The following is a 25,888-nucleotide window of genomic DNA, read 5'->3' on the forward strand; positions in this document are numbered from 1 at the left end:
AGGCCGAAAAGTCAGACGTGCAAAAAAGGTGCTTTAGTCTTGTTGATTAACCTTGCGCTCAATTGCTTTGAGGCGCTTGCTCATATCATCAATATTCATCACCAGTGCAGCTGTTTTACGCCATACCTTGTTGGGCTGTAGCGGAATGCCTGAGGAATAGACGCCTGGTTCGGTGATAGGACGCATCACCATACCCATACCAGTGACCGTGACTTTGTCGCATATTTCCATATGCCCATTGATCACACTGGCGCCGCCAATCATGCAGTAACGGCCAATCTTCAGGCTGCCCGCCATAATGACGCCACCGGCTACCGCCGTATTGTCGCCAATCACAACGTTATGCGCAATCTGGCACTGGTTATCAATGATAACACCATTGCCGATCACGGTATCGTCTAGAGCGCCACGATCGATGGTCGTGCAAGCGCCGATCTCGACACGATCGCCAATAATTACGCGACCAAGCTGTGGGATCTTCACCCAATTACCACGATCGTTCGCATAGCCAAAGCCGTCAGATCCGACAACGGTGCTGGACTGGATCAGGCAATGTTCACCGATCTGGATATCGTGATAAATCGTCACATTCGCCCACAAGCGTGAACCTGCGCCGATTTTTGTGTTTTTTCCGACGAAACAGCCTGCACCGATAACCACGTTATCGCCCAGTTCTACGCCAGACTCGATGACCGCATTTGCGCCAACAGAGACATTGCTACCCAGCTTTGCCGTCGCATCAATCACTGCACTGGGTGCAATGTTCTGTGCCGGCTGAGGCGTGGTATCTAAAATTTGCGCCATTCGCGCATAGGTCAGGTAGGGGTTCTTCACTACCAGCGCAGCACTCTTAGCAAAAGGAAGATCGTCCTGCGTCATCACAACGGCAGAAGCCTGGCACAGGCTTAAATGCTCACGGTACTTAGGATTCACCATGAACGTAATATTGCCAGTTTGCGCAGATTGCATGGACGCTACGCCGGTGATGACGATATCGCCATCACCGTGTAATTCTGCATCCAACTGCTCTGCTAAATCAGCCAGTCGAATTGAAGGCATTACTTATTTAACCTGTTTCAGTACGTCAGCGGTGATGTCTTTAACATCGCTGCTGTTGTAAGCAACGGTGTTTGCGTCAACGACCAGATCGATGCTCTGGCTGCTAGCGACAGATTTCACGGCTGTCTGGATACGCGTAACCAGTTTGCCACGTTCTTCGTTGGAACGACGTGCACGATCCTGCTCAAAAGCTTGCGCTTTCTGAGAGAAAGTCTGGCGCTGAGCCATAACGTCTTTTTCCAGCTTAGTACGATCGCTACCTGCTTTCATGGATTGCAGACGCTGCATTTTAGATTGCAGATCGGATTCCATGCGCTGCAGTTCGCTGGCGCGGCCTTTGAACTCGTTTTCCAGCGTATTAGAAACACCAGTCTTCTGTGCAACCTGTTGGAACAGGCTACCCATATTGACGATTGCAATTTTGTCAGCAGCCTGTGCGGACGTTGCCATCGCTAAACCGAGACCTGCAGCTAATAACCACTTTTTCACAATAAACTCCTTACCATCCCATTTGCACCCGAAGGTACAGTTCTTTGCGTGGCCAGGCGACCCCATTCAGGATCGCCTAAAGTCATCGCTACACTACCACTACATTCCTTTGCGCAGAACAATTACCAGGTTTTACCAATGTTAAACTGGAACTGTTCTGATTTGTCTCCATCGTACTTTTTGAACGGCTGGGCGTAGGAGAAGACCAACGGCCCTAATGGGGACATCCATTGTAACGCGATACCCGCAGACATACGGATATTGTTCGGATCGCTGTAGTCTGGATAGCCAGAATACTTCGCAGAATCCCAGTTGGTATCCCAGACGGTACCCATATCCCAGAAGAAGGAGGTACGGACCGAGTTAGCATACTTGTCGCTAATAAACGGCGTTGGGGTAATAAACTCCAGGCTGGCGACAGCCATGGCGTTACCGCCCACTGCATCGTCTGATTTACACGGTGACGTATTGGTGGTGTCACATTCGTTGTCATAATCGTCATCATCATTATAACGATTTGCTGGTAAATAGACGGCTTTTGGACCAATGGTGTTGGACTGGAAGCCACGCACGGTGCTGGAACCACCGGCATAGAAGTTCTCATAGAACGGCATTTCTTTGCCGCTTAATCCATCACCATAACCCCACTTAGTACGACCCAGAACAACCCATTTATGGTCGTCATCGATCGGTACGTAGGTCGCGGTATCCAACGTCGCTTTGTAGTATTCGTTATCAGAACCCGGAACGGTGACTTTACCGTTCAGGTTGATACGCGTACCTTCCGTTGGGAAATAGCCACGGTCCAGTTTGTTGTATGTCCAACCGTAGTTGAAGGTGAAATCGTCTGATTTGAAGCTATCCGCATCAGGGCTCTCACCCATGGAAACCAGATAACGTTGCATTGCAACCTGTGGATCCATGTTAGACAAGGAGTTATGCACGTAACCCAGACCCGCACGCAACGTGTTGTATTCGTTGATCGGGAAGCCCAGCGTGACGTCTGTACCATAACTTTTGTTGGTGTAGTCAGACAGGTCTGCGTCATCCGCTTCAAAGTCGTTATAGAAGACGCGGCCACCAAGGCTCACACCATCCACGGTGAAGTACGGGTTGGTCACAGACAATTCAGTATAGGTCTGGTAATCGTTTTTGGTGCCGTTAATGCCGACAGAATACCCGGTACCTAACCAGTTATCCTGCTGAACGCCCGCCTGGAAGCTCACGCCGCTTTCAGTACCGTACCCGACGCCGAAGTTAAAGCTACCGGTGTTACGTTCTTTCACCTTGTAGACCACATCAACCTGATCCGGACTGCCCGGAATACGCTGAGTATCGGTGTCGACTGTTTCGAAATAGCCCAGACGATTCAGACGCTCTTTACCCTGATCGACCAGATCGCTACCCAGCCAGGCACCTTCCATCTGGCGCATTTCACGACGCAGGACGGAGTCTTTAGAGGTATCGTTACCTTCAAAGCGGATCTTACGCACATAGAAACGGTTACCCGCATCCACGTTTACGCGCAATTTAACCGTCTTATCGGCATCGTTGATTTCAGGCTGCGACTGTACGCGCGGGTAGGCATAACCGTAGCGACCCAGAAGCTTCTTGATATCATCTTCCATTTTGGTCACTTTGGTGCCGTTATAGAGTTCACCCGGTTCGATTTTCGTCAGGCTCTCAATTTCGGCAGAGTGTCCAGCCAGGTTACCGCTCACCTGTACCCCAGAAAGCTTGTACTGCTCGCCTTCTGTAATGTTGACGGTGATGTAGATACCTTTCTTATCCGGCGTCAGGCTGACCTGCGTGGAGTCGATATTGAAACGAGCATAGCCGCGATCCAGATAGTAACTACGCAGGGTTTCAAGGTCGCCCGCCAGTTTCTGTTTCTGGTATTTACGATCGCCCACCACGTTCCACCACGGCACTTCATCGCGCAGTTGGAAGTGAGAGATCAATTCGTCGGTTGTAAAGGCATGGTTACCGACGATATTGATCTGTTGGATCTTCGCCGAGACACCTTCCTGGAACACCAGTTTGAGGTCAACGCGGTTACGCGGCAACGGCGTCACCACCGCTTTCACACTGGCGCTGTACTTACCGACGCTATAGTAAAAATCTTCCAGGCCTTTTTCGATATCGGCAAGCGTGGTGCGATCGAGAGACTCGCCAACACGCACACCAGACGCCTCGAGGTTTTGCTTCAGCATGTCATCTTTAACCGATTTGTTACCGGAGAAAGTGATGCTGGCAATCGTCGGGCGTTCTTTTACCTGAACCAGAAGGGTATCACCATCGCGCAGGACGCGGACATCCTCAAAGTTACCGGTGGCGAACAGAGCACGAATGGTATTACTGATATCTTCATCATTAACCGTGTCGCCTGTGCGCACCGGCATACTGAGGAGAGCCGCACCAACGGCGACTCGCTGTAGGCCTTCGAAATGAATGTCCTTCACGACGAACCCTTCAGCACCGTATACGGTGGCGCTGCTAAACAGCAGCGACGCTATGAGCAACTTTTTCATCGCCATCGTTATTATGCGTTCTTCCTAACACTCTCTTACAACCGAGAGAAATCATTGAAAAGTGCAAGCCCCATTAACAACACCAGCAAAATCGAGCCAATGCGATAACTAAAGTCTTGAACCCGCTCGGATACCGGACCGCCCTTCAGCTTTTCAATCGCCAGGAACAGCAGATGCCCCCCGTCAAGAACGGGCAACGGAAACAGGTTAATTATCCCTAAGTTCACGCTGATAAGCGCAAGGAACATCAGGTAATAAATCCCCCCGAACTCCGCTGACATCCCAGCCCCCTGGGCGATAGAAATCGGCCCACTGAGGTTGTTCAGTTTCACATCACCGGTAATCAATTTTCCCAGCATACTGACCGTCAACTTCATCAACTGCCACGTTTTATCCGAGGCTTCGAGGATGGCGCCGAATGGTCCATACTGGCGTACAGTCTTATACTCATCAGGCAGAGGAATAATTTTAGGCACGACACCCGCAAATCCCTCTTCCTGACCGTTACCCGGTTTTGAGTCCGGAGTTAACGTCAAAGACAAGGAACTCCCCTGCCTTTCAATTTCTAGCGCTAACGGCTTATTCGGATTATCACGCACCAGCGTCACGAACGTCATCCATTGCGTGAGCGGCTGACCATTGACTTTAACGATCCTGTCGCCAGCTTGCAAACCCGCCTTACTTGCTGCGGAGTTAATCTGTACTTCTGACAGCACCGGTTCAATCTGCGGACCGCGTGGACGAATCCCTAAACTCGTAACGGGATCCTGTTTGTCTGGCTCAAATGCCCATTGGCGCAAATCCAGCGTTTTGTCCTGTCGCTGGTTGCTGCCAAACGGCGCCACGCTAAGAATGGTCTGCTCATCGCCAATTTTAGCGACCAGCTGCAATCTCACGGTATCCCAATCAGGGGTTTCGATACCATCAACCGCTTTTAGTTCCGTACCTGGCTGAATTTGCGCCTGTGCGGCAATCGAGTTGGGTGTTATTTCACCCACAACCGGACGAACACCAGGGACGCCGATGATAAACACCAGCCAGTAAGCAAAAATAGCGAAAAGGAAGTTTGCAATCGGACCTGCGGCAATAATGGCCGCACGCTGCCCAACCGTTTTGTTGTTGAACGCGTGGTGGCGCAGTTCCGGCACCACCGGTTCTGCACGCTCATCCAGCATTTTGACGTAGCCGCCGAGAGGGATCAGGGCGATGACGTATTCGGTACCCAATCTATCAGTGCGCCGCCACAGCGCCTTTCCAAAACCAATGGAAAAACGCTCAACGCGAACACCACAGCGCCGGGCAACCCAGAAATGACCAAATTCATGCACGGTGATAAGCACACCGAGTGCGACGATGAATGCAGCCAGATTCCAGAGAATACTCAGCATAAGACCATCCGTTAAAGCGTCCTGAAAACCAGTAACAGCAAGCAAGCAAAGACCGGTACCGCAGCCGTCAGACTATCAATACGATCCAGAATGCCGCCGTGCCCTGGGATTAAGTGACCACTGTCCTTAATACCTGCTTCACGCTTAAACATACTCTCAGTCAAGTCACCCAGCACCGAGGCCAGGACCGCAACAATAGAGCAAATGAGCAAGGTGACAGGCGCGACATCAAGATTCGCCCACATACCATAACCCCATGAGATCACAGCCGCAGTGGCGAGTCCGCCAATAAAACCTTGCCAGGTTTTACCCGGAGAAACCTTCGGCGCCAGTTTATGTTTACCAAATAACTTGCCAAACATATACGCACCGGAATCCGCTCCCCAGACGAGGATCATGACATACAGCAGCCATACTGCGCCACTATAATGATTCTCATCATAATGCCAGGCACGTAGCGCCAGCATTCCCCAAAAGAAAGGGATAATGGTTAAGATGCCGAAAATGATGCGTAATATCTTTGAATTACGCCAGACAGTCGCCGAACCTGGGTAAAATAACACCAGCAATAGTGCAACGCCCCACCAGCCCAACGACGCCCAAAGCGACACTTCGACCAACGGTTGATGAATATTATGATGATATTCAGGCAGTAAAAACAGCATCAGTGCCAGCAAAAGCCCGCACAGAACCGCCAGCCAGACTCGCTGTGTGCGAGTGGTGAAACCGCTTAACTGTCCCCACTCCCACGCGGCCAACATACATACGACCAGCGTAACAATGGCGAACCCCACCGGCGGCAATAAAAACAGCGCCGCGATGACAACGGGTATTAAAACAAAAGCAGAAATCAGGCGATACTTCAGCAAAAGCGACCCCCATCAGGCTTTTTCATCACCGGGTTCGGTCCCGCCGAAACGACGCTCTCGATTAGCAAAGGCATGCAGCGCACCTTCAAAGTCTTGTTCATCGAAATCGGGCCAGAGAACATCCGTAAAGTAAAGTTCAGCATAGGCAATTTGCCACAGCAAAAAATTACTGATGCGATGCTCTCCCCCAGTCCTTATCACTAAATCCACAGGAGCCAGTTCATTCATACAAACTTGCTGACCAAGCATTTCTTCGTCAATTTGCTCAGGGCGCAGCAGACCGTCTTGCACCTGTTGCGCCAGTTGCCTGACTCCCTGGACAATGTCCCAACGTCCGCCGTAATTCGCAGCAATATTCAGCGTTAACCCCGTATTCTGGGCTGTAAGCGCTTCCGACTTGCGAATCCGTTCTTGCAAACGTGAGTTAAATCGACTGATATCCCCGATAATACGCAGACGAACGTTATGGCGATGCAGGTTTTTCACTTCACTATCAAGTGCCCACACGAATAATTCCATTAACGCGCTCACTTCCTGCGCAGGTCGGTTCCAGTTCTCACTGCTAAAGGCATACAGCGTTAACGCATCAATACCGTTATTGGCAGCAAAAGAGACAGCCCGGCGGACGGATTTTGCTCCGGCCTTATGCCCAAAGGCGCGAATCTTCCCTTGCTTTTTCGCCCAGCGGCCATTGCCATCCATAATAATGGCTACATGGCGACAGCCATGTGCTGGCAAATTTTCGCTTAATGGTTGAGTTGCAGACAACATAACGCGTTTTTAGTCCCTGAAAGGATTTAACGGTACTCAGGAATACTGAAGCCTCTACACAAAAAAGCCGTGTCAAACCACGGCTTACCCGACCGAAAAAATGCCAATACCTGCGATCGGGTGGCGCAGACTATATCACTGAAGCCCAACGCTAACAAATAGCACGAATCTCTGTAGAGGGATTATCATCAGCTTGAGAGTCGCATCACTTGTTTTCTGGCGACGTCCCGCGCAACGGCATCAACCCTCAACACGTCATCAACGTTCTGGGGTTCCTGCAAATCCATCTTATCCAGTACGGATAAATTGAGCTCGGCAATATCGGTAAATCGAATTTGTTGCGCCAGAAATGCGGCAACGGTAATTTCATTCGCAGCGTTCAGCGCGGTAGTCGCCGCTTGCCCTTGCTCAAACGCATCCATCGCCAGTTTCAGGCACGGATAGCGTTGGTAATCCGGCGCGGAAAACGTCAACGCGCTCAGTTTGCAAAAGTCGACAGGCTTCACGCCAGATGTGACGCGTTTCGGCCATGCCATAGTATGGGCAATAGGCGTGCGCATATCAGGCTCACCCAGTTGTGCCAGAACGCTACCATCCTGATACCGAACCATCGAATGAATCACCGACTGTGGATGAATCAGCACTTCCATCTGGCTTGCACTGGCATTAAACAACCAGCGCGCTTCAATGTATTCCAGACCTTTATTCATCATAGTGGCAGAGTCGACGGAGATTTTTCGTCCCATCGACCAGTTCGGGTGACGACATGCTTGATCGGGGGTCATTGACACCAGATCGTGCAATGGCGTTTCACGGAAAGGGCCACCAGACCCGGTAAGCAGAATGGACATGACGCCATTTTGCTCAAGGTCAGCGTATCCCAGATTGTGCTGAATAGGTTGGGGTAAACTCTGAAAAATCGCGTTATGTTCGCTATCTACCGGCAAAAGCTGCGCTTTGTGGCGCTTCACGTCATCCATAAACAAACGACCGCAGGTCACCAGCGACTCTTTATTCGCCAGTAAAATGCTTTTGCCTGCACGGATTGCCGCCAGCGTAGGCAGCAGCCCCGCCGCGCCGACAATCGCGGCCATCACCTGATCGACATCATCCAGCGCAGCCATATCACAGGCCGCCTGTTGTCCGCTCATCACCTCGGTACGACTTCCCTGCTCCAGCAGAGCCGCTTTCACCTGCGCAGCGCTTGTTTCATCATCCATTACTGCATAGCGGGGAGAGAACTCCAGGCACTGCTCGACCATACGGGCAACATTTTTACCCGCGACCAGCGCAGTAACACGAAACGTTTCCGGGTTATGGCGTACGACATCCAGCGTACTGCAACCAATAGAGCCGGTTGAGCCGAGAATGGTTAATTGCTTCATCAGACATCCTGAAGAATTTTACCCTTTAGGGGATAGACAGAAAAAAGCAAAACGCCGCCATCCAGCCTTTGCAGACCTTCTGAGCGGCGTTTTAAGCGTACAGGCGAATCAGAACTGCATCAGTTCCGCTTCTTTCTCTGCCAGCGCCGCATCCACTTTCTTGATAGCGGCGTCAGTCATTTTCTGCACGTCGTCCTGAGAACGGCGATCGTCATCTTCGCTGATCTCTTTATCTTTCAACAGCGCTTTCACTTTGTCGTTAGCATCACGACGAACGTTACGCACGGCAACACGCGCGCCTTCTGCTTCGCCACGCACGATCTTGGTCAGATCTTTACGACGTTCTTCGGTCAGCGGCGGCAGCGGAACGCGGATGTCAGAACCCGCAGAGCTTGGGTTCAAACCGAGGTCAGAAGCCATAATCGCTTTCTCAACGGCCGGGCCCATAGAACGGTCAAACACGTTGATTTTCAGAGTACGGGAATCTTCAACCGTTACGCTTGCCAGCTGACGCAGCGGAGTTGGCGTGCCGTAATATTCCACGATAATGCCATCCAGCAGGCTGGGAGAAGCACGACCCGTGCGAATTTTGCTGATTTGATTTTTGAATGCTTCGACGCATTTGTCCATGCGTACTTCAGCATCTTTTCTGATTTCGTTGATCACGTTACGAATCCTTGAAAGCTTGTTTCAGTCAGACCATATCCACCACGCAAGATGCGACAAGTATAGTCTTGATTAATTTTGAGGGACGTATCCCGCGACATTAAAGCAGAATATTACCTGCATTTAGCCGCAACGGGAATTATTCCGTGATTAACGTCCCTTCTTTTTCACCCATCACCACACGGCGCAGCGCACCCGGTTTGTTCATGTTGAAGACACGAATAGGCAATTTGTGGTCACGAGCCAGCGTGAACGCCGCCAGATCCATCACTTTCAGTTCTTTATCCAGAACTTCAGTATAGGTCAGTTGTTCGTACATGGTCGCGGTTGGATCTTGCGCCGGATCTGCGGTAAATACGCCGTCAACTTTGGTGGCTTTCAGCACTACATCAGCTTCAATTTCAATACCGCGCAGGCAGGCTGCAGAGTCTGTCGTGAAGAACGGGTTGCCGGTACCGGCCGCCAGGATAACAACACGGTTGTTGCGCAGCAGGCTGATAGCCTCCGCCCAGCTGTAGTTATCGCACACACCGTTCAAAGGAATTGCGGACATCAGGCGAGCGTTCACATAGGCGCGGTGAAGCGCATCGCGCATTGCCAGACCGTTCATTACGGTGGCCAACATGCCCATGTGGTCGCCCACAACGCGGTTCATTCCCGCTTTCGCCAGACCAGCACCACGGAACAGGTTACCGCCACCAATCACTACGCCAACCTGAATACCCAGCTCAACCAGTTCTTTGATTTCCTGAGCCATACGGTCAAGTATGCTTGCATCAATACCGAAGCCTTCTGAACCTTGCAGCGCTTCGCCACTTAACTTAAGCAGAATACGTTTGTAGACGGGTTTTGCATTGGTAGCCATGTTTCTTTCCTGAGACTGTCAACGAATGAGATGAGTTAATACCAGCGACATTGTATGTCGCTTTTCAACGTAGCCACTATAGCGGTTCGCTGAATTTACAAGCCAGACACAAAAAGAAGCCGCCCTCAGGCGGCTCCTTTAAAAAATTAAGACTGCTTGGACATCGCAGCAACTTCTGCTGCAAAGTCAGTCTCAACTTTCTCGATGCCTTCACCCACTTCAAAGCGGATGAAACCTGTTACGTCAGCGTTGTGCTCTTTCAGCAGCTGAGCAACAGATTTGCTCGGATCCATAACGAAAGGCTGACCCGTCAGAGAAACTTCGCCGGTGAATTTCTTCATGCGGCCTTCAACCATTTTCTCTGCGATTTCTTTCGGCTTACCAGACTGCATCGCGATATCCAGCTGAACCTGGTATTCTTTCTCTACCACTTCAGCAGATACGTCTTCTGGCTTAACGAATTCAGGCTTGCTTGCAGCAATGTGCATTGCCAGCTGTTTAACCAGCTCTTCGTCTGCGCCTTTAGCCGCAACCAGAACACCGATACGCGCACCGTGCTGGTATGAACCCAGTACGTCGCCTTCGATGGAAGCAACACGACGGATGTTGATGTTCTCACCGATTTTAGCAACCAGCGCAACACGTTCTTCTTCGAACTGTGCTTTCAGAACGTCAACGTCAGTGATTTTGCCCGCGATTGCAGCATCCAGAACTTTGTCTGCAAATGCCTGGAAACCACCATCTTTAGCAACGAAGTCAGTCTGGCAGTTAACTTCCAGAATGATGCCGTAGTTGCCGTCGATTTTGGTTTTGATCACGCCGTCAGCAGCAACGTTGCCTGCTTTTTTCGCCGCTTTGATCGCACCAGATTTACGCATGTTTTCGATTGCCAGCTCGATGTCGCCATTAGCTTCAGTCAGTGCTTTTTTGCAATCCATCATGCCTGCGCCGGTACGCTCACGCAGCTCTTTTACCAGGGATGCGGTAATTTCAGCCATTCTAAAATCCTCGGAAGATTTGATCTGCCCGGCGTCAAACCGCACAGATTTAAAAGTGAAAAAGGGGCCTAAAGGGCCCCTAACCAAACGTGATACAACCTGGTTTATAAGGGGGCTCTAACGAGCGTGCCTTATTATTCAGCTTCTACGAAGCTTTCTTCCGCCTGGGAAGCCAGATCCTGAGAACGGCCTTCACGAACGGTAGTAGCTACAGCGCCCAGGTACAGGGTCACAGCACGGATTGCGTCGTCGTTACCCGGGATAACGAAGTCAACACCGTCCGGATCAGAGTTGGTATCAACGATTGCAAATACCGGGATACCCAGGTTGTTTGCTTCTTTGATAGCAATGTGCTCGTGGTCAGCATCGATTACGAACAGAGCGTCCGGCAGACCGCCCATGTCTTTGATACCGCCCAGGCTGTTTTCCAGTTTCTCAAGCTCACGGGTGCGCATCAGCGCTTCTTTCTTGGTCAGCTTTTCGAAAGTACCGTCCTGAGACTGAGTTTCCAGATCTTTCAGACGTTTGATGGACTGACGAACGGTTTTCCAGTTAGTCAGCATGCCGCCCAACCAGCGATGGTTCACGAAGAACTGGTCGCAGTTGTTAGCAGCTTCTTTCACCGCTTCGCTTGCAGCGCGTTTAGTACCAACGAAAAGGATTTTACCTTTACGAGCAGAGATCTTGTTCAGTTCAGCCAGAGCTTCGTTGAACATCGGTACAGTTTTCTCAAGGTTGATGATGTGAACTTTGTTACGCGCACCGAAGATGAAAGGCTTCATTTTCGGGTTCCAGTAACGGGTCTGGTGACCGAAGTGAACACCAGCCTTGAGCATGTCGCGCATGGAAACAGTTGCCATGATTAAAACCTCTATATATAAAAGTTGGGGTTAAGCCTCCACGCATCCCATATTACCGACCCCAAAGGGCACCCCGGAATATGTGTCGATACGTGTGTGTTGTTACACAAAGTGAGATTTGTCGCTCCCGTCCATCGTGTGTAGTCTTCGAATGGATCGGAAGTCCGGCGCGCTTTATACCACAAATACGCCATAGACACCAATAATAGTTGGCGGTCTGTGCTGTTAATGATTCTCAATTTGGCAGGGTACACCCCTGACTGATACCATTAGCAGCACTTACACAATTATTGTCGAAATCATCGACACTGATGGACAGAATTTATGGCTATCTCAATCAAGACCCCTGAAGAAATCGAAAAAATGCGCGTCGCTGGTCGTCTGGCCGCCGAAGTGCTGGAAATGATCGAACCGTTTATCAAACCGGGCGTCAGCACCGGCGAATTGGATCGTATCTGCAATGACTACATCGTGAACGAGCAGCAGGCGATCTCCGCGTGCCTGGGTTATCACGGTTATCCGAAATCCGTCTGCATCTCCATCAATGAAGTGGTATGCCACGGGATCCCGGACGACGCCAAGCACCTGAAAGACGGCGATATCGTCAACATCGACGTTACCGTGATTAAAGACGAGTTCCACGGTGACACCTCCAAAATGTTTATCGTCGGCAAGCCGACGATTCTGGGCGAGCGTCTGTGCCGCGTCACGCAGGAAAGCCTGTATCTGGCGCTGCGTATGATAAAACCGGGTATTCGTCTGCGCACGCTGGGCGCAGCCATTCAGAAATATGCGGAAGGCGAAGGCTTCTCTGTGGTACGCGAATACTGCGGCCACGGCATCGGTCGCGGCTTCCATGAAGAACCTCAGGTTCTGCACTACGATGCAGACGATGGCGGCGTAGTGCTGCAACCGGGCATGACCTTCACCGTTGAACCGATGCTCAACGCCGGTGATTATCGTATCCGCACCATGAAAGACGGCTGGACGGTAAAAACCAAAGACCGTAGCTTGTCTGCACAGTACGAGCATACTATTGTGGTGACGGAAAACGGTTGTGAAATTCTGACGTTACGCAAGGATGACACTATCCCGGCGGTCATCACACACGACGAATAATGTTTTGCCTGATGGCGCTGTCGCTTATCAGGCCTACAAATGGCACTCTCCCGTAGGCCGGATAAGCGTAAGCGTCATCCGGCTTTTTTATGGGTGGCGCACAATGAATACTCTTCCTGAACAACACGCAAATACTGCCCTCCCCACCCTGCCGGGCCAACCGCAAAACCCGGGAACCTGGCCTCAGCACGATCTCAACTGTAGCGGCATTAAAACGCATATCGACTCGTTTCAGAACTGGTTAGGTGAAGCCTTTGACAGTGGTATTTCCGCAGAGCAGTTGATCGAAGCGCGCACCGAGTTTATTGACCAACTGCTGCAACGCCTGTGGATTGAAGCCGGTTTCGGTCAAATTGCCGATCTGGCGCTGGTCGCCGTCGGCGGCTATGGGCGTGGCGAACTGCACCCGCTTTCCGATATCGACCTGCTGATTCTGAGTCGTAAAAAACTGCCTGATGCGCAGGCCGAGAAGGTCGGCGAACTGCTAACGCTGTTGTGGGATGTGAGACTGGAGGTGGGGCACAGCGTGCGTACGCTGGAAGAGTGTCTGCTGGAAGGCCTGTCCGATTTAACCGTCGCCACTAACCTGATTGAAACACGCCTGCTGATTGGCGACGTGGCGCTGTTTCTTGAGCTACAAAAACATATTTTTAGCGAAGGCTTCTGGCCCTCCGATAAATTTTACGCCGCCAAAGTGGAAGAGCAGAACCTGCGCCACCAGCGCTATCACGGCACCAGCTACAATCTGGAACCGGATATCAAAAGTAGCCCCGGCGGCCTGCGCGATATCCACACCCTCCAGTGGGTAGCCCGCCGCCACTTTGGCGCCACGTCGCTGGATGAGATGGTTGGATTCGGCTTCTTGACGCTGGCGGAACGTGCTGAACTGAATGAGTGTCTGCACATCCTCTGGCGCATTCGCTTCGCACTGCATCTGGAAGTCACGCGTTACGATAACCGTCTACTGTTTGACCGTCAGCTTAGCGTCGCGCAACGGCTACACTACGGCGGTGAAGGCAACGAGCCTATCGAACGGATGATGAAAGACTATTTTCGCGTCACGCGCAGGGTCAGTGAGCTGAACCACATGCTGCTACAGCTGTTTGATGAGGCCATCCTCGCTCTATCCGCAGATGAAAAGCCGCGCCCGATCGATGACGACTTTCAGCTACGCGGCACGTTAATTGATTTGCGTAACGACGATCTGTTTATCCGCGAACCGGAAGCCATTCTGCGGATGTTTTACACCATGGTGCGCAATAGCGCGATCACCGGGATTTACTCCACTACGCTGCGCCATTTGCGCCATGCCCGCCGCCATCTGACACAACCGCTGTGCTACATCCCGGAGGCGCGTTCGCTGTTTCTCAGCATGTTACGCCATCCGGGGGCGGTGAGCCGTGGCCTGCTGCCGATGCATCGTCACAGTGTGCTGTGGGCCTATATGCCGCAGTGGTCGCACATTGTCGGCCAAATGCAGTTTGACCTGTTTCATGCCTATACGGTGGATGAACACACGATTCGCGTGATGCTAAAGCTGGAAAGCTTTGCCAAAGAAGAGACCCGTCAGCGTCACCCGCTGTGTGTCGATCTCTGGCCGCGTCTGCGCCAGCCGGAGCTGATTCTGATTGCCGCGCTGTTCCACGATATCGCCAAAGGTCGCGGCGGCGACCACTCGGTTCTCGGTGCTCAGGATGTCCTCAAGTTTGCCGAACTGCACGGGCTGAATTCCCGCGAAACACAGTTGGTCGCCTGGCTGGTGCGCCAGCATCTGCTGATGTCGGTTACCGCCCAGCGCCGCGATATTCAGGACCCCGAAGTCATCAAGCAGTTCGCCGAAGAAGTGCAAACGGAACACCGCCTGCGCTTCCTGGTGTGCCTGACGGTGGCGGACATTTGCGCCACCAACGAAACGCTGTGGAACAGCTGGAAACAAAGCCTGTTGCGCGAGCTGTACTTCGCTACCGAAAAACAGCTACGTCGCGGCATGCAAAACACGCCGGATATGCGCGAACGCGTGCGTCATCACCAGCTGCAGGCGCTGGCGCTGCTGCGCATGGACAACATTGATGAAGAAGCGCTGCACCATATCTGGTCGCGCTGCCGCGCCAACTATTTCGTGCGCCACAGCCCAAACCAGCTGGCCTGGCATGCGCGCCATCTACTGCAGCACGACATGAGCAAGCCGCTGATCTTACTCAGCCCACAGGCCACGCGCGGCGGAACGGAGATTTTCATCTGGAGTCCGGACCGTCCCTATCTGTTTGCCGCGGTTTGTGCTGAACTGGATCGGCGAAATCTTAGCGTCCACGATGCGCAAATTTTCACCACTCGCGATAACATGGCGATGGATACATTTATCGTGCTGGAGCCGGACGGCAGTCCGCTGTCGTCAGACCGCCACGACGCCATCCGTTCAGGGCTGGAGCAGGCGATCACCCAACGCAGTTGGCAGCCACCACAACCGCGCCGCCAACCAGCAAAACTACGTCACTTTACCGTCGAGACCGAGGTGACTTTTCTACCGACCCATACCGACCGAAAATCATTCCTCGAGCTTATCGCGCTCGACCAGCCCGGCCTGCTGGCGCGGGTCGGACAGATTTTTGCCGATCTGGGAATTTCGCTGCATGGCGCCCGAATTACAACCATTGGCGAGCGAGTAGAAGATTTATTCATAATCGCCACGGCCGACCGGCGCGCCCTTAATAATGCGCTGCAGCAGGAAGTACATCAACGGTTGACAGAGGCCCTCAATCCAAACGATAAAGGGTGATGTGTTTATTTATTATGGAAAGAGTTTAACAATGCAGCAGTTACAGAACGTTATTGAGTCCGCTTTCGAGCGCCGCGCCGAAATTACTCCGGCAAATGTAGATACCGTAACCCGTGAAGCGGTAAATCAGGTTATTTCTCTGCTGGATTCCGGTGCGCTGCGTGTTGCAGAAAAGATTGAGGGTCAGTGGGTCACACATCAGTGGCTGAAGAAAGCGGTACTGCTCTCTTTTCGTATTAACGACAACCAGGTTATCGATGGCGCAGAAAGCCGCTATTTCGATAAAGTCCCGATGAAATTCGCCAACTACGACGAAGCTCGCTTCCAGAAAGAAGGCTTCCGCGTAGTTCCCCCTGCTGCCGTGCGCCAGGGTGCCTATATCGCACGTAACACCGTCCTGATGCCGTCTTACGTCAACATCGGTGCATACGTTGATGAAGGTTCCATGGTGGATACCTGGGCAACCGTCGGCTCATGTGCGCAAATCGGTAAAAACGTTCACCTGTCCGGTGGCGTTGGCATCGGTGGCGTGCTGGAACCGTTACAGGCGAACCCAACCATCATCGAAGACAACTGCTTCATTGGTGCGCGTTCTGAAGTGGTAGAAGGCGTGATCGTCGAAGAAGGCTCCGTTATCTCCATGGGCGTATACCTGGGCCAGAGCACCAAAATCTACGACCGCGAAACCGGCGAAGTTTTCTATGGCCGCGTTCCGGCGGGTTCGGTTGTGGTATCGGGAAATCTGCCGTCGAAAGACGGTAAGTACAGCCTGTACTGCGCGGTAATCGTCAAGAAAGTCGACGCCAAAACGCGTGGCAAAGTCGGAATTAACGAGCTATTGCGTACCATCGACTAACGGCAATTTGAAAAAGCGGGCTTAGCCCGCTTTTTTTACATCTGCGAGTGGCATAAACAAGGCTTTTCGTTAATTATTCAATGGTTATAGTGAGCTTAAGGGTACCGCTATGTATGACAATCTGAAAAGTCTGGGCATTACCAATCCTGAAGAGATCGATCGTTACAGCCTGCGGCAAGAAGCCAACAACGATATCCTGAAAATCTATTTCCAGAAGGATAAAGGCGAGTTTTTTGCCAAGAGCGTTAAGTTTAAGTATCCCCGTCAGCGTAAAACCGTGGTTGCCGATGGTATCGGCCAGGGTTACAAAGAGGTGCAGGAGATCAGCCCGAACCTGCGCTATGTGATTGATGAACTGGATCAGATCTGCCAGCGCGATCGCAGTGAAGTCGATCTCAAACGCAAGATCCTCGATGACTTACGACATCTGGAAAGCGTCGTCACCAACAAGATCAGCGAAATTGAATCCGATCTGGAAAAACTGACGCGTAAATAACCGTGGGTGGATGTATTCGTAGGCCGGGTAAGGCGAAACCGCCACCCGGCATTTTGCCTGATAAGCGTAGCGCCATCAGGCAATCAATCAATGCTGTTCATCCAGCTGTAACGCCACATACAGCAATAACCTGTCGTCGAAATTTCCCAAATCCAACCCGGTAAGCTCAGAGATACGATTCAGACGATATTCCAGCGTATTGCGGTGGATAAACAACGCTTTTGACGTCGCCAGCGGCTGCACGTTATGGCGAAACCATGCCGCTAACGTCCGACGTAGTAACCCATTGTTATCCATTGCTTTTAGCCGTACCAGCGGACGCGCCAGCTCGTTGGCCTGCCAGCCGCCGCGCAGGCTGTCCAGTAACACCGGCAGCATCAAATCCTGATAGAAATAGCTGCGGTTTTCCGGCATACGCTGCTTACCGACCATCATCGTCGTCCGCGCCGTGCGGTAAGAACGGGCAATGCTGCCTGGTCCAGTAAAGAAGTTACCCAGCGACACGCGAAAACGCAGCTGTCCGTTCTCTTTCATGCGAGCGATAAGCTGCTCTACGCGCTTGCGGTGATCTTCCGCGTCCCAACGGCCAAACTGATTAAGAGCGGGTTTCAGCACCACCATCTCGGTCAGTGACACAATCGCAATCAGGTTGTTACGCTCTGGCGTGGTCAATGCATTCTGTAGCTGCTGCAGTTCTGCCATCGCGCTGTCAACGCCCAGTTGGCCGCTATCGACTTCCAGCACCGCTACCACGCGCGGCTGATTCAAATCAATGCCTAAACGCTGTGCCCATTCCATCAGCGCGGGCGTATTTTCCTCCGCCTGAATCAGGTTCATGACCAGCTCTTCACGCAGACGGCTGTCCTGCGCCAGCAGGTGCATCAGACGCGACTGCTCCAGCATCATTTCGGCGGTCATACACACCAGCTCGCCGTATTTGCGCAGATGCTCCGGCTCGCCGGTTAAGCCAATGACGCCAACAATTTCACCTTCGAGTCGTAGCGGCAGGTTTATCCCCTGTCGTACACCGTGCAAATGCTTCGCGACTGCATCGTCAATGTCTACCACCCGGCCCTGTGAAAGCACCAGCAGTGCACCTTCGTGCAATTCACCAATACGCTCGCGATCGCCGCTACCAATGATCCGCCCACGGGCATCCATTACGTTGATATTGGTATCGATGATGCGCATCGTGCGCGCCACAATATCCTGCGCCATTTTGGTATCAAGATGCCAGCCAGCCATAAACCCCTCCTGTGAGCAATGCTCAGCATAAGGAAGATAATAATCGGCAGCATTGTGCAGATGCACAAACTGAAGGAGAGAAGTATGGAGTTGTGGGAGGGTTCACAAAAAGAAACCCCTCCCCGCTGCCGGGAAGGGGTTTAGAGAGGCTTACTGCATCAACAGATAGATGGAGCTGTCACCACGCTGAATATTCAGCGCCAGAACAGCCGGTTTGCTGTCGAGGATTTTGCGCAGTTCGGCAATGTTTTTCACCGGCTGCTGGTTAGCTCCGATAATTACATCCCCTTTCTTCAGGCCAATCATCGCTGCCGGCGTTTTTGGTTTTACATCGCTGACCACGACACCTTTGTCCTGGCCTTTGTTGCTCATATCCGCCCCTTCAATACCTTTGAAGATGGAGCTGGAATCAACCTGAGTCTGGCTGCTCTGCTGCAGTTCCAGATTCACCGTCACAGGTTTACCGTCACGCAGCAGGCCAAGGCTGATTTTGCTGCCTACCGGCATCGTACCCACCTGCGCACGCAGCGCGGCGAAGCTGCTGATCGGCTTACCGTTCAGCGAGGTAATCACGTCACCGGCTTTAATACCCGCCTTCGCAGCGGAAGAGTTCGGCATCACCTGGCTGACGAATGCCCCACGCTGGGCATCCACTTTCATCGCTTTCGCCAGCTCAGAGCTCAGCTCTGTCCCCATAATTCCCAGCTCACCGCGTTTCACCTGACCGAACTCAACCATCTGCGAGGTCAGGTTTTTCACCATGTTGCTTGGGATAGCAAAACCGATACCGATATTGCCACCGTCCGGCGCGAGGATCGCGGTGTTAATACCGATCAGTTCACCGTTCAGGTTGACCAGTGCGCCACCGGAGTTACCACGGTTGATCGCCGCATCGGTCTGGATAAAGTTTTCATAGTTTTCTGCGTTCAGGCCGCTACGACCCAGTGCAGAAACAATACCGGAGGTCACCGTTTCACCGAGTCCAAACGGGTTACCAATCGCCACGGTATAATCCCCCACGCGCAGCGCATCGGAGTCTGCCAACTTGATTGCAGTCAGGTTCTTCGGATCCTGAATCTGAATCAGCGCAATGTCAGAACGCGGGTCTTTGCCGACCATCTTCGCGTCAAATTTACGTCCGTCGCTCAGTTGGACTTTAATCACTGTGGCGTTATCCACCACGTGGTTATTAGTCACAACATAACCTTTTGCAGCATCGATAATCACGCCGGAACCCAGCGCCATAAATTTCTGCTGCTGACCGCCGCCATTACCCGCGCCCGGTGCGCCTTCCTGACAGAATGGGGAACTCTGGAACGGAGAACCGTCCTGGCAGAACGGGGAGTTATCCCCAAAGAACTGCTGGAAATTACGCGGCATTCGCGGCGTATTCACCGTCGTGCTCCCCTCGACATTAATACTCACCACCGATGGCATCACTTTTTCGAGCATCGGGGCCAGACTTGGCATCTGTTGAGCCGTGGTTGCTGAAGACGCAGTCTCAGCCGCCGTTGCAGACAGAGGGGACAACGCCAAACCTAAACTCAGAGCCAGTGCACTCATTGCTAATGTGGTTTTTTTCATGTGTTTCATTCTCGATTAACTGATAACGCAAAATTGCTGTATACGTCAGAGTCGTTTTATCGCGCTAAGTTCCAGAATAAACTTTAAGGAAAAAGTAAAATTTTATTGTCCGTCTTTACAAATGGATATTTATTGTTCTACCGCCATCAACCGTCGATATTCATCCCAGGCATACAAATCGGTCATCCCGCTGATATAATCCTGGATCAGGCGGCAGCGATAATAATATTCCAGTACCGGGTACTCGGCAGACGTCGGAGATATTTTACTGACCACTTCGACATAAGCAAGTCGATGGCGCGTAGAGAGCTTTTGAAATAATCGTGACTCAATGGGGAACTGTTTTAATCTTTCGTTTTGAACAAGTGTAGAAAAATCGGCAAGCGCCATCTTTAATAACGGCTGATAAATCTCCAGCAGGCCACTGATCACCCGATACCCCTGTAATTCCAGTTGCTCGACATCAGGATGGCTAAATACATGTTTCATCGCCACATTTTTATAGACTCCCAGCAATTGGCTGAAGCTGCTGGCGTCTTCTAACAGGGCGTGATTAAAGCTACCCTCAAAAATCTGCGGTAAATTATCAATAAAACGCTGCGCGGCGTAGGGCACAAGTTTATTTAGCGTGTTGACCCGCAAATACATAAAGAACTGATCTTCTGTACTACGACTTAATGTATTTGAGCGCGATTTTTCCCACGCGTTCTCCACGACCTGACTAAACAGGGAGCCTTTTTCATGTTGTCCCCAGACCTCATACAGATGATGATACAGTTGCTCGACACTGAAGATTCTTTTCTCCACGGCATCTTCAAGATCGGCCACGCAATAAGAGATATCGTCAGCGGCTTCCATAATCCAGGTTAATGGAAAACGACTGTAAGGTGCTAATGATAACTCTTTACGTAACCGCTCAATATACGGTTCCTCGGAAAGGTAATAGCCCGGTTTCTTCATTAAATAGTTATGCGTTGCTGGCGTCTCTCCACGCCACCACGCCGGACGAGTATATTTTAAAATACCGCCGACCTGCGCCCACGTCAGATTCATTCGCATCAAAGTGTGCACAAGACGAATACCCTGCGCATTTCCTTCAAATTGGCACAGATCCTGACGCACCTTGCGGCGAATGTCATTGAGCGACTCTTCACCTTCACGCAAACGTAGCGCCGCGATCAGGCAGCGATCGTCGCTGAGAGGCTGGCTTTCCGCATCGGCGGGGAAAAGGCGCTGGCGAAACCAGTCGTTAATCGCCGCTTCACCAAAGTGACCAAACGGTGGATTACCGATGTCATGCATCAGGCAGGACATTTCGACCACGCTTTCAAAAGGACCGGTTAATTCATCCAGGCCGTACTGCTCTAACAGTTTTAGCTCTTTCAGTCGGCTGAGGATCTCTTTGGCGATGTAGCGCCCTACCTGCTGAACTTCCATCGAGTGCGTCAGACGTGTCCGCACTGCGGCGTTGCGCTCCAGCGGAAAGACCTGGGTTTTTTGCTGCAGTCGGCGGATAGCCGGAGAATTGATAATACGTCCACGATCGCTTTCGAAAATTCGCAGGATCTCATGCTCAGATTTTGCGCCCTGCGGCGAACGGTAACGACGATGCCAGTTTATTTTTTTTCGAAAATCGATCTGTGCCATGTCCTCTCCCGCCTGAGAAATGCGCTACCCCTTAAGCGCATGATAGACTATGCCCTCAAATCTGGCTTATCGCGAGTAAATCTATGAAAATCGGCATCATTGGTGCAATGGAAGAAGAAGTTACGCTGCTGCGTGACAAAATCGAAAACCGTCAGACTATCACCCTTGGCGGTTGTGAAATTTACACCGGCCAACTGAACGGGACTGAGGTTGCGCTACTGAAATCGGGCATCGGTAAAGTGGCTGCGGCGCTGGGCGCCACGCTGCTGCTGGAACGCTGCAAACCGGATGCCATCATTAATACGGGTTCTGCGGGCGGCCTGGCTTCTACGCTGAAAGTCGGCGATATCGTGGTCTCTGACGAAGCGCGTTATCACGACGCTGACGTCACTGCATTTGGCTATGAATTCGGTCAGTTACCGGGCTGCCCGGCAGGTTTTAAAGCCGACCCTGCGCTTATCGCCGCAGCGGAATCCTGCATTGCAGAACTGAACCTTAACGCCGTTCGTGGTCTTATCGTTAGCGGCGACGCCTTCATTAACGGCTCTGTTGGCCTGGCAAAAATTCAGCATAACTTCCCGCAGGCGATTGCCGTAGAAATGGAAGCCACCGCGATTGCGCATGTTTGCCATAACTTTAACGTTCCGTTCGTGGTGGTTCGTGCCATCTCCGACGTTGCCGATCAGCAGTCCCACCTGAGCTTTGACGAATTCCTGGTGGTTGCCGCGAAGCAGTCAAGCCTGATGGTCGAAGCGCTGGTACAGAAACTGGCGCATGGCTAAATTCATCTCCAGGGCGCTGGTCGCCCTGCTTTTTACGCTTCCGGCGTGGCTTTATGCCGCTCCGCGTGTGGTTTCCCTCTCCCCTGCTAACACCGAACTTGCCTTTGCCGCCGGCATTACGCCCGTTGGCGTCAGCAGCTACTCAAATTATCCGCCCGAGGCCGAAAATATTGAAGAGGTCTCCACCTGGCAAGGCATGAATCTGGAACGCATCGTGGCGCTCAAACCGGATCTGGTCATCGCCTGGCGCGGAGGCAATGCCGAGCGGCAGGTGAATCAGCTAACCGCATTGGGGATTAAGGTTATCTGGGTGGATGCCGTCACCATCGAGCAGGTTGCCGACGCACTGCGCCAGTTGGCACCGTGGAGCCCCAAGCCTGAGCAAGCAAAACAGGCCGCGCAAACATTGCTTGATGAGTATGCTTTACTAAAATCTCAGTATGCCAATAAACCGAAAAAACGGGTGTTTCTCCAGTTTGGTGCAAATCCTCTGTTTACCAGTGGAAAAGGCTCCCTTCAACACCAGGTTCTTGAGGTATGCGGGGGAGAAAACATCTTTGCTGGCAGCCGGGTTCCCTGGCCACAGGTCAGCCGTGAACAAGTACTGGCAAGAGCCCCCCAGGCAATCGTCGCCACCGGTGGTTCGGGCGAAAATCTTAAAATTGAGCAATACTGGGGAGAACAGTTAAAAATCCCGGTTATTATCCTTAATAGTGACTGGTTTGAACGCGCGAGCCCGCGTATTATCCTCGCCGCAAAACAACTCTGTAATGCGCTTTCACAGATAAATTAGCGTCGGCCCCCCACCAGGTGTGTTGTGAGGATTTAAGCATGCTCGTCTATTGGCTGGATATTGTCGGTACCGCGGTATTTGCTATCTCTGGCGTATTACTGGCCGGGAAATTACGTATGGATCCGTTCGGCGTGCTGGTCCTCGGGGTGGTTACCGCAGTCGGTGGCGGCACGATCCGCGATATGGCCCTGGATCATGGGCCGGTATTCTGGGTTAAAGATCCTACCGATCTGGTGGTTGCCATGATCACCAGTATGCTAACGATCGTATTGGTACGCCAGCCCAGACGTTTGCCTAAATGGATCCTTCCGGTGCTGGACGCCGTGGGTCTGGCGGTGTTCGTCGGCATTGGCGTCAATAAGGCGTTTCTCGCCGGAACCGGTCCGCTAGTGGCGATTTGTATGGGGGTCATTACCGGCGTCGGCGGTGGGATCATACGCGACGTGTTGGCCCGTGAAGTGCCGATGATATTACGTACAGAAATCTATGCTACGGCCTGCATTATCGGCGGCATTGTTCACGCAACCGCGTTTTATACTTTCGCAATACCGCTGGAAAACGCCAGTATGATGGGGATGGTTGTCACGCTGGTTATTCGACTGGCCGCTATTCGCTGGCACTTAAAGCTACCGACATTTGCGCTGGATGATAACGGACGTTGATGTAACGATGCAGAACATGTAGGCCGGATAAGGCGTTTACGCCGCCATCCGGCACATTGCCCGGTGGCGCTACGCTTACCGGGCCTACACCATCAGACCATCGGTATTGCAGACAGCAATCAGATGCTGAAAGAAGAACCACACCCGCAGGTGCTTTTAGCGTTAGGGTTAGTCACCACGAAGCGGGAACCTTCCAGACCTTCGGTATAGTCAACCGCGCCGCCCACCAGATACTGCAGGCTCATCGGGTCAACCACCAGGCCAACGCCCTGTTTCTCTATAGTCATATCGCCATCATTCACCTGATCATCAAAGGTGAAACCATACTGGAAACCGCTGCAACCACCGCCGGTGATATATACGCGCAGTTTCAGATTCGGGTTATCTTCGTCAGCGATCAGGCTTTTTACTTTATTGGCTGCTGCTTCAGTAAATTGCAGTGGCAGCGCTACATCATCACTCATATTTTGCTCCAAACGACATTGGCAATTGGGCAAATTATAACCCAATAGTTAAGGCCATTATCTAATACCCTGGTATTTCGTTCAAGTATTCTCGCCAGCGGCTGTACTCTGGCTTTTCGCCGCCTGCTCCGCTTCCTGTTTTGCCAGCGTACGGGCAAGGATAGTCGAGTATAGCGGCTTTCCGCCCATAAATTGGGCTAATAGTGTTGCGCCAAGACAGGTAATAATCATTGGCAAAATGAGCTGATAGTTATCGGTCATCTCCAGCACCAGCACGATGCCGGTGAGTGGCGCACGTACCGACGCCGCCAACAACGCCCCCATTCCGGCAATGGCAAACGTCCCAGCCTCCAGATGATACTGCGGAAATGAGGCCGCGGCCGCCATGCCGAACGCGGTACCGAGCAGTGTCCCCAGCGCCAGCATCGGGGCAAAAATCCCGCCCGGCGCACCGGATGAGAAGCACAGCAGCGTGGTGATAACCCGGGCAATAAAAATAAACAGCAGGATACCGACGCTGAAATTGCCCGCGGCGGCGATAGGAATCAGGTTGAACCCACCGCCTGCGGCTTCCGGTTTAATTAAGCCCAGGATCCCACACAGGCCGCCAATCGCCCCGCCCATCAGCACCCATTTTTTAATGTCACCACCGTGAAACCGCTGAAACATATCCTGGGTGCGTAACACCAGGGTATTGAACAACGGTCCGACACAGCCAAAAATAATCCCAAGGATCAGATACAGCCACAGGGTATTCACCGGCGCATTGGAGAGCTTCCCAACTTCAATAATCGGGGCCTCGCCGTTGAAAATACGAAACACAATGCTCGACATGATCACACCGGTAAACACGGCTTTGATCGATACAAGGTTATAGCGAAACTGCGGACGCATCTCTTCCAGAATGAACAGGATGCCGGCCAGCGGCGCATTAAACGCCGCCGAAAGACCGGCAGCCGCACCGGTTGCCAGCAGGGTATGCCGAGCTTCGGCGCTGCGCATACGAAAGACATCCAGCACCATGCGCCCGATGTTACCGCCAATTTGCACCGTCGGCCCTTCACGACCGAGCACCATACCGGCCCCCAACGTCCCCATGCCGCCGACAAATTTTACCGGCAATACGCGCCACCAACGCACCGGGCGCAGTTCTTCCAGCGCACCTTCAATTTCAGGGATCCCCGAACCACCAGCCTCGGGTGCGAATTTACGCACCAGAAAATAGCCCACCATGGCCAGCAGCGCCGAGAGAATAAAGGCCAGCGGCCATACCAGAATGGCATGATCGGCAACCTGTACCAGTGCGCCAATGCGCAGGTTCTGTACCCAGGTGACAGATTTCTCAAACGCCACGCCCACCAGCCCGGTCACGGTGCCAACCACGGCCGCCATAAAGAGGATCGCCAGCGGTGTCTTGTCCCGATCAAGGAGTCGACGGATCTGATCCCTGCGCCGTAAACGCACAATTTGCTGTGCTTCAAAAGAGGGAGAGTCTGTTTTCATCAGATGATCATTAATTGGTAATACAAATACGGAGTCGGCATTCTACTCGCTCATTTTGTGAAAATCCCCTGCAAATCGTA

The 25,888-nt window shown here is 52.2% G+C and carries 23 protein-coding genes and 1 pseudogene; 7 read left to right on the plus strand and 17 right to left on the minus strand.

Going from position 1 to position 25,888, the window contains the following annotated elements:
• Nucleotides 1-33: 33 nt before the first annotated feature.
• The 11 genes from lpxD to rpsB form a co-directional block, all read right to left on the minus strand.
• Entirely contained in the window at nucleotides 34-1,059 is a 1,026-nt protein-coding gene (lpxD, locus tag M2374_RS10130) for a UDP-3-O-(3-hydroxymyristoyl)glucosamine N-acyltransferase (protein ID WP_115259393.1), read from the minus strand.
• A 3-nt stretch (nucleotides 1,060-1,062) separates the two neighbouring features.
• Nucleotides 1,063-1,548, minus strand: coding sequence for a molecular chaperone Skp (gene skp / locus M2374_RS10135; RefSeq protein WP_115259395.1), 486 nt, complete (start codon nucleotides 1,546-1,548; stop codon nucleotides 1,063-1,065).
• A gap of 122 nt (nucleotides 1,549-1,670) precedes the next feature.
• On the minus strand, nucleotides 1,671-4,085 hold the full coding sequence (bamA, locus tag M2374_RS10140) for an outer membrane protein assembly factor BamA (RefSeq protein WP_135912563.1): 2,415 nt from the start codon (nucleotides 4,083-4,085) through the stop codon (nucleotides 1,671-1,673).
• Between the two features lie 29 nt (nucleotides 4,086-4,114).
• Nucleotides 4,115-5,467 carry a sigma E protease regulator RseP gene (gene rseP, locus M2374_RS10145; RefSeq protein ID WP_115259398.1) on the minus strand — a complete coding sequence of 451 codons (1,353 nt, stop codon included), beginning with the start codon at nucleotides 5,465-5,467 and terminating at the stop codon, nucleotides 4,115-4,117.
• 11 nt (nucleotides 5,468-5,478) lie between these two features.
• Nucleotides 5,479-6,336, minus strand: coding sequence for a phosphatidate cytidylyltransferase (cdsA, locus tag M2374_RS10150; RefSeq protein ID WP_115259400.1), 858 nt, complete (start codon nucleotides 6,334-6,336; stop codon nucleotides 5,479-5,481).
• Between the two features lie 12 nt (nucleotides 6,337-6,348).
• Complete coding sequence (gene ispU / locus M2374_RS10155) at nucleotides 6,349-7,107, minus strand: (2E,6E)-farnesyl-diphosphate-specific ditrans,polycis-undecaprenyl-diphosphate synthase (protein WP_115259402.1); 759 nt, start codon at nucleotides 7,105-7,107, stop codon at nucleotides 6,349-6,351.
• Nucleotides 7,108-7,295: 188 nt separating this feature from the next.
• On the minus strand, nucleotides 7,296-8,492 hold the full coding sequence (gene ispC, locus M2374_RS10160) for a 1-deoxy-D-xylulose-5-phosphate reductoisomerase (RefSeq protein WP_146717527.1): 1,197 nt from the start codon (nucleotides 8,490-8,492) through the stop codon (nucleotides 7,296-7,298).
• A 108-nt stretch (nucleotides 8,493-8,600) separates the two neighbouring features.
• The gene (gene frr / locus M2374_RS10165; protein ID WP_115259405.1) at nucleotides 8,601-9,158 is read right to left on the minus strand and encodes a ribosome recycling factor; all 558 of its coding nucleotides are present in this window, start codon (nucleotides 9,156-9,158) and stop codon (nucleotides 8,601-8,603) included.
• A 139-nt stretch (nucleotides 9,159-9,297) separates the two neighbouring features.
• A complete protein-coding gene (gene pyrH, locus M2374_RS10170; RefSeq protein WP_096758240.1) occupies nucleotides 9,298-10,023 on the minus strand; it encodes a UMP kinase in 726 nt (241 codons plus the stop codon).
• A 146-nt stretch (nucleotides 10,024-10,169) separates the two neighbouring features.
• Nucleotides 10,170-11,021, minus strand: coding sequence for a translation elongation factor Ts (tsf, locus tag M2374_RS10175; protein WP_096758241.1), 852 nt, complete (start codon nucleotides 11,019-11,021; stop codon nucleotides 10,170-10,172).
• A 134-nt stretch (nucleotides 11,022-11,155) separates the two neighbouring features.
• Nucleotides 11,156-11,881: a 30S ribosomal protein S2 gene (gene rpsB / locus M2374_RS10180; RefSeq protein WP_016151758.1), complete on the minus strand. Its 726-nt coding sequence runs from the start codon at nucleotides 11,879-11,881 to the stop codon at nucleotides 11,156-11,158.
• 324 nt (nucleotides 11,882-12,205) lie between these two features.
• Between rpsB and map the strand changes: the two genes are divergently transcribed.
• From map to M2374_RS10200, 4 genes are all read left to right on the plus strand, one after another.
• The gene (gene map, locus M2374_RS10185) at nucleotides 12,206-13,000 is read left to right on the plus strand and encodes a type I methionyl aminopeptidase (protein WP_115259406.1); all 795 of its coding nucleotides are present in this window, start codon (nucleotides 12,206-12,208) and stop codon (nucleotides 12,998-13,000) included.
• 103 nt (nucleotides 13,001-13,103) lie between these two features.
• The gene (gene glnD, locus M2374_RS10190) at nucleotides 13,104-15,776 is read left to right on the plus strand and encodes a bifunctional uridylyltransferase/uridylyl-removing protein GlnD (RefSeq protein ID WP_117342285.1); all 2,673 of its coding nucleotides are present in this window, start codon (nucleotides 13,104-13,106) and stop codon (nucleotides 15,774-15,776) included.
• A 31-nt stretch (nucleotides 15,777-15,807) separates the two neighbouring features.
• Nucleotides 15,808-16,632: a 2,3,4,5-tetrahydropyridine-2,6-dicarboxylate N-succinyltransferase gene (gene dapD / locus M2374_RS10195; RefSeq protein ID WP_115259408.1), complete on the plus strand. Its 825-nt coding sequence runs from the start codon at nucleotides 15,808-15,810 to the stop codon at nucleotides 16,630-16,632.
• Nucleotides 16,633-16,741: 109 nt separating this feature from the next.
• The gene (locus tag M2374_RS10200; RefSeq protein WP_096758245.1) at nucleotides 16,742-17,128 is read left to right on the plus strand and encodes a DUF3461 family protein; all 387 of its coding nucleotides are present in this window, start codon (nucleotides 16,742-16,744) and stop codon (nucleotides 17,126-17,128) included.
• 87 nt (nucleotides 17,129-17,215) lie between these two features.
• On the opposite strand, the gene cdaR is transcribed toward M2374_RS10200, so the two are convergent.
• The 3 genes from cdaR to dgt all read right to left on the minus strand — a co-directional run bounded on the left by cdaR (nucleotide 17,216) and on the right by dgt (nucleotide 21,604).
• A complete protein-coding gene (gene cdaR, locus M2374_RS10205) occupies nucleotides 17,216-18,373 on the minus strand; it encodes a DNA-binding transcriptional regulator CdaR (protein ID WP_115259409.1) in 1,158 nt (385 codons plus the stop codon).
• 150 nt (nucleotides 18,374-18,523) lie between these two features.
• On the minus strand, nucleotides 18,524-19,957 hold the full coding sequence (gene degP / locus M2374_RS10210; RefSeq protein ID WP_115259410.1) for a serine endoprotease DegP: 1,434 nt from the start codon (nucleotides 19,955-19,957) through the stop codon (nucleotides 18,524-18,526).
• Between the two features lie 129 nt (nucleotides 19,958-20,086).
• Nucleotides 20,087-21,604: a dGTPase gene (gene dgt, locus M2374_RS10215; RefSeq protein ID WP_181688459.1), complete on the minus strand. Its 1,518-nt coding sequence runs from the start codon at nucleotides 21,602-21,604 to the stop codon at nucleotides 20,087-20,089.
• An 83-nt stretch (nucleotides 21,605-21,687) separates the two neighbouring features.
• Between dgt and mtnN the strand changes: the two genes are divergently transcribed.
• The 3 genes from mtnN to M2374_RS10230 are packed head-to-tail and all read left to right on the plus strand — an operon-like array spanning nucleotide 21,688 to nucleotide 23,841.
• Nucleotides 21,688-22,386: a 5'-methylthioadenosine/S-adenosylhomocysteine nucleosidase gene (mtnN, locus tag M2374_RS10220; protein ID WP_115259412.1), complete on the plus strand. Its 699-nt coding sequence runs from the start codon at nucleotides 21,688-21,690 to the stop codon at nucleotides 22,384-22,386.
• On the plus strand, nucleotides 22,379-23,179 hold the full coding sequence (btuF, locus tag M2374_RS10225; RefSeq protein WP_117342287.1) for a vitamin B12 ABC transporter substrate-binding protein BtuF: 801 nt from the start codon (nucleotides 22,379-22,381) through the stop codon (nucleotides 23,177-23,179). The genes mtnN and btuF overlap by 8 nt, the downstream gene beginning before the upstream one ends.
• A 38-nt stretch (nucleotides 23,180-23,217) precedes the next feature.
• Nucleotides 23,218-23,841, plus strand: a complete 624-nt coding sequence (locus M2374_RS10230; protein ID WP_135912565.1) for a TRIC cation channel family protein — start codon at nucleotides 23,218-23,220, stop codon at nucleotides 23,839-23,841.
• A gap of 119 nt (nucleotides 23,842-23,960) precedes the next feature.
• Here the strand turns inward: M2374_RS10230 and erpA are convergent, their stop codons facing one another.
• From erpA to clcA, 3 genes and pseudogenes are all read right to left on the minus strand, one after another.
• Nucleotides 23,961-24,305 carry an iron-sulfur cluster insertion protein ErpA gene (erpA, locus tag M2374_RS10235; protein ID WP_003018581.1) on the minus strand — a complete coding sequence of 115 codons (345 nt, stop codon included), beginning with the start codon at nucleotides 24,303-24,305 and terminating at the stop codon, nucleotides 23,961-23,963.
• Nucleotides 24,298-24,363, minus strand: a pseudogene (gene yadW, locus M2374_RS10240) (small protein YadW). Before yadW ends, erpA begins: the two are co-directional and overlap by 8 nt.
• 23 nt (nucleotides 24,364-24,386) lie before the next feature.
• Nucleotides 24,387-25,808: a H(+)/Cl(-) exchange transporter ClcA gene (gene clcA, locus M2374_RS10245; RefSeq protein ID WP_115259415.1), complete on the minus strand. Its 1,422-nt coding sequence runs from the start codon at nucleotides 25,806-25,808 to the stop codon at nucleotides 24,387-24,389.
• Between the last annotated feature and the right edge of the window lie 80 nt (nucleotides 25,809-25,888).

The sequence above is a fragment of the Citrobacter sp. JUb117 genome, from assembly GCF_024809055.1.
GTDB lineage: Bacteria > Pseudomonadota > Gammaproteobacteria > Enterobacterales > Enterobacteriaceae > Citrobacter > Citrobacter gillenii.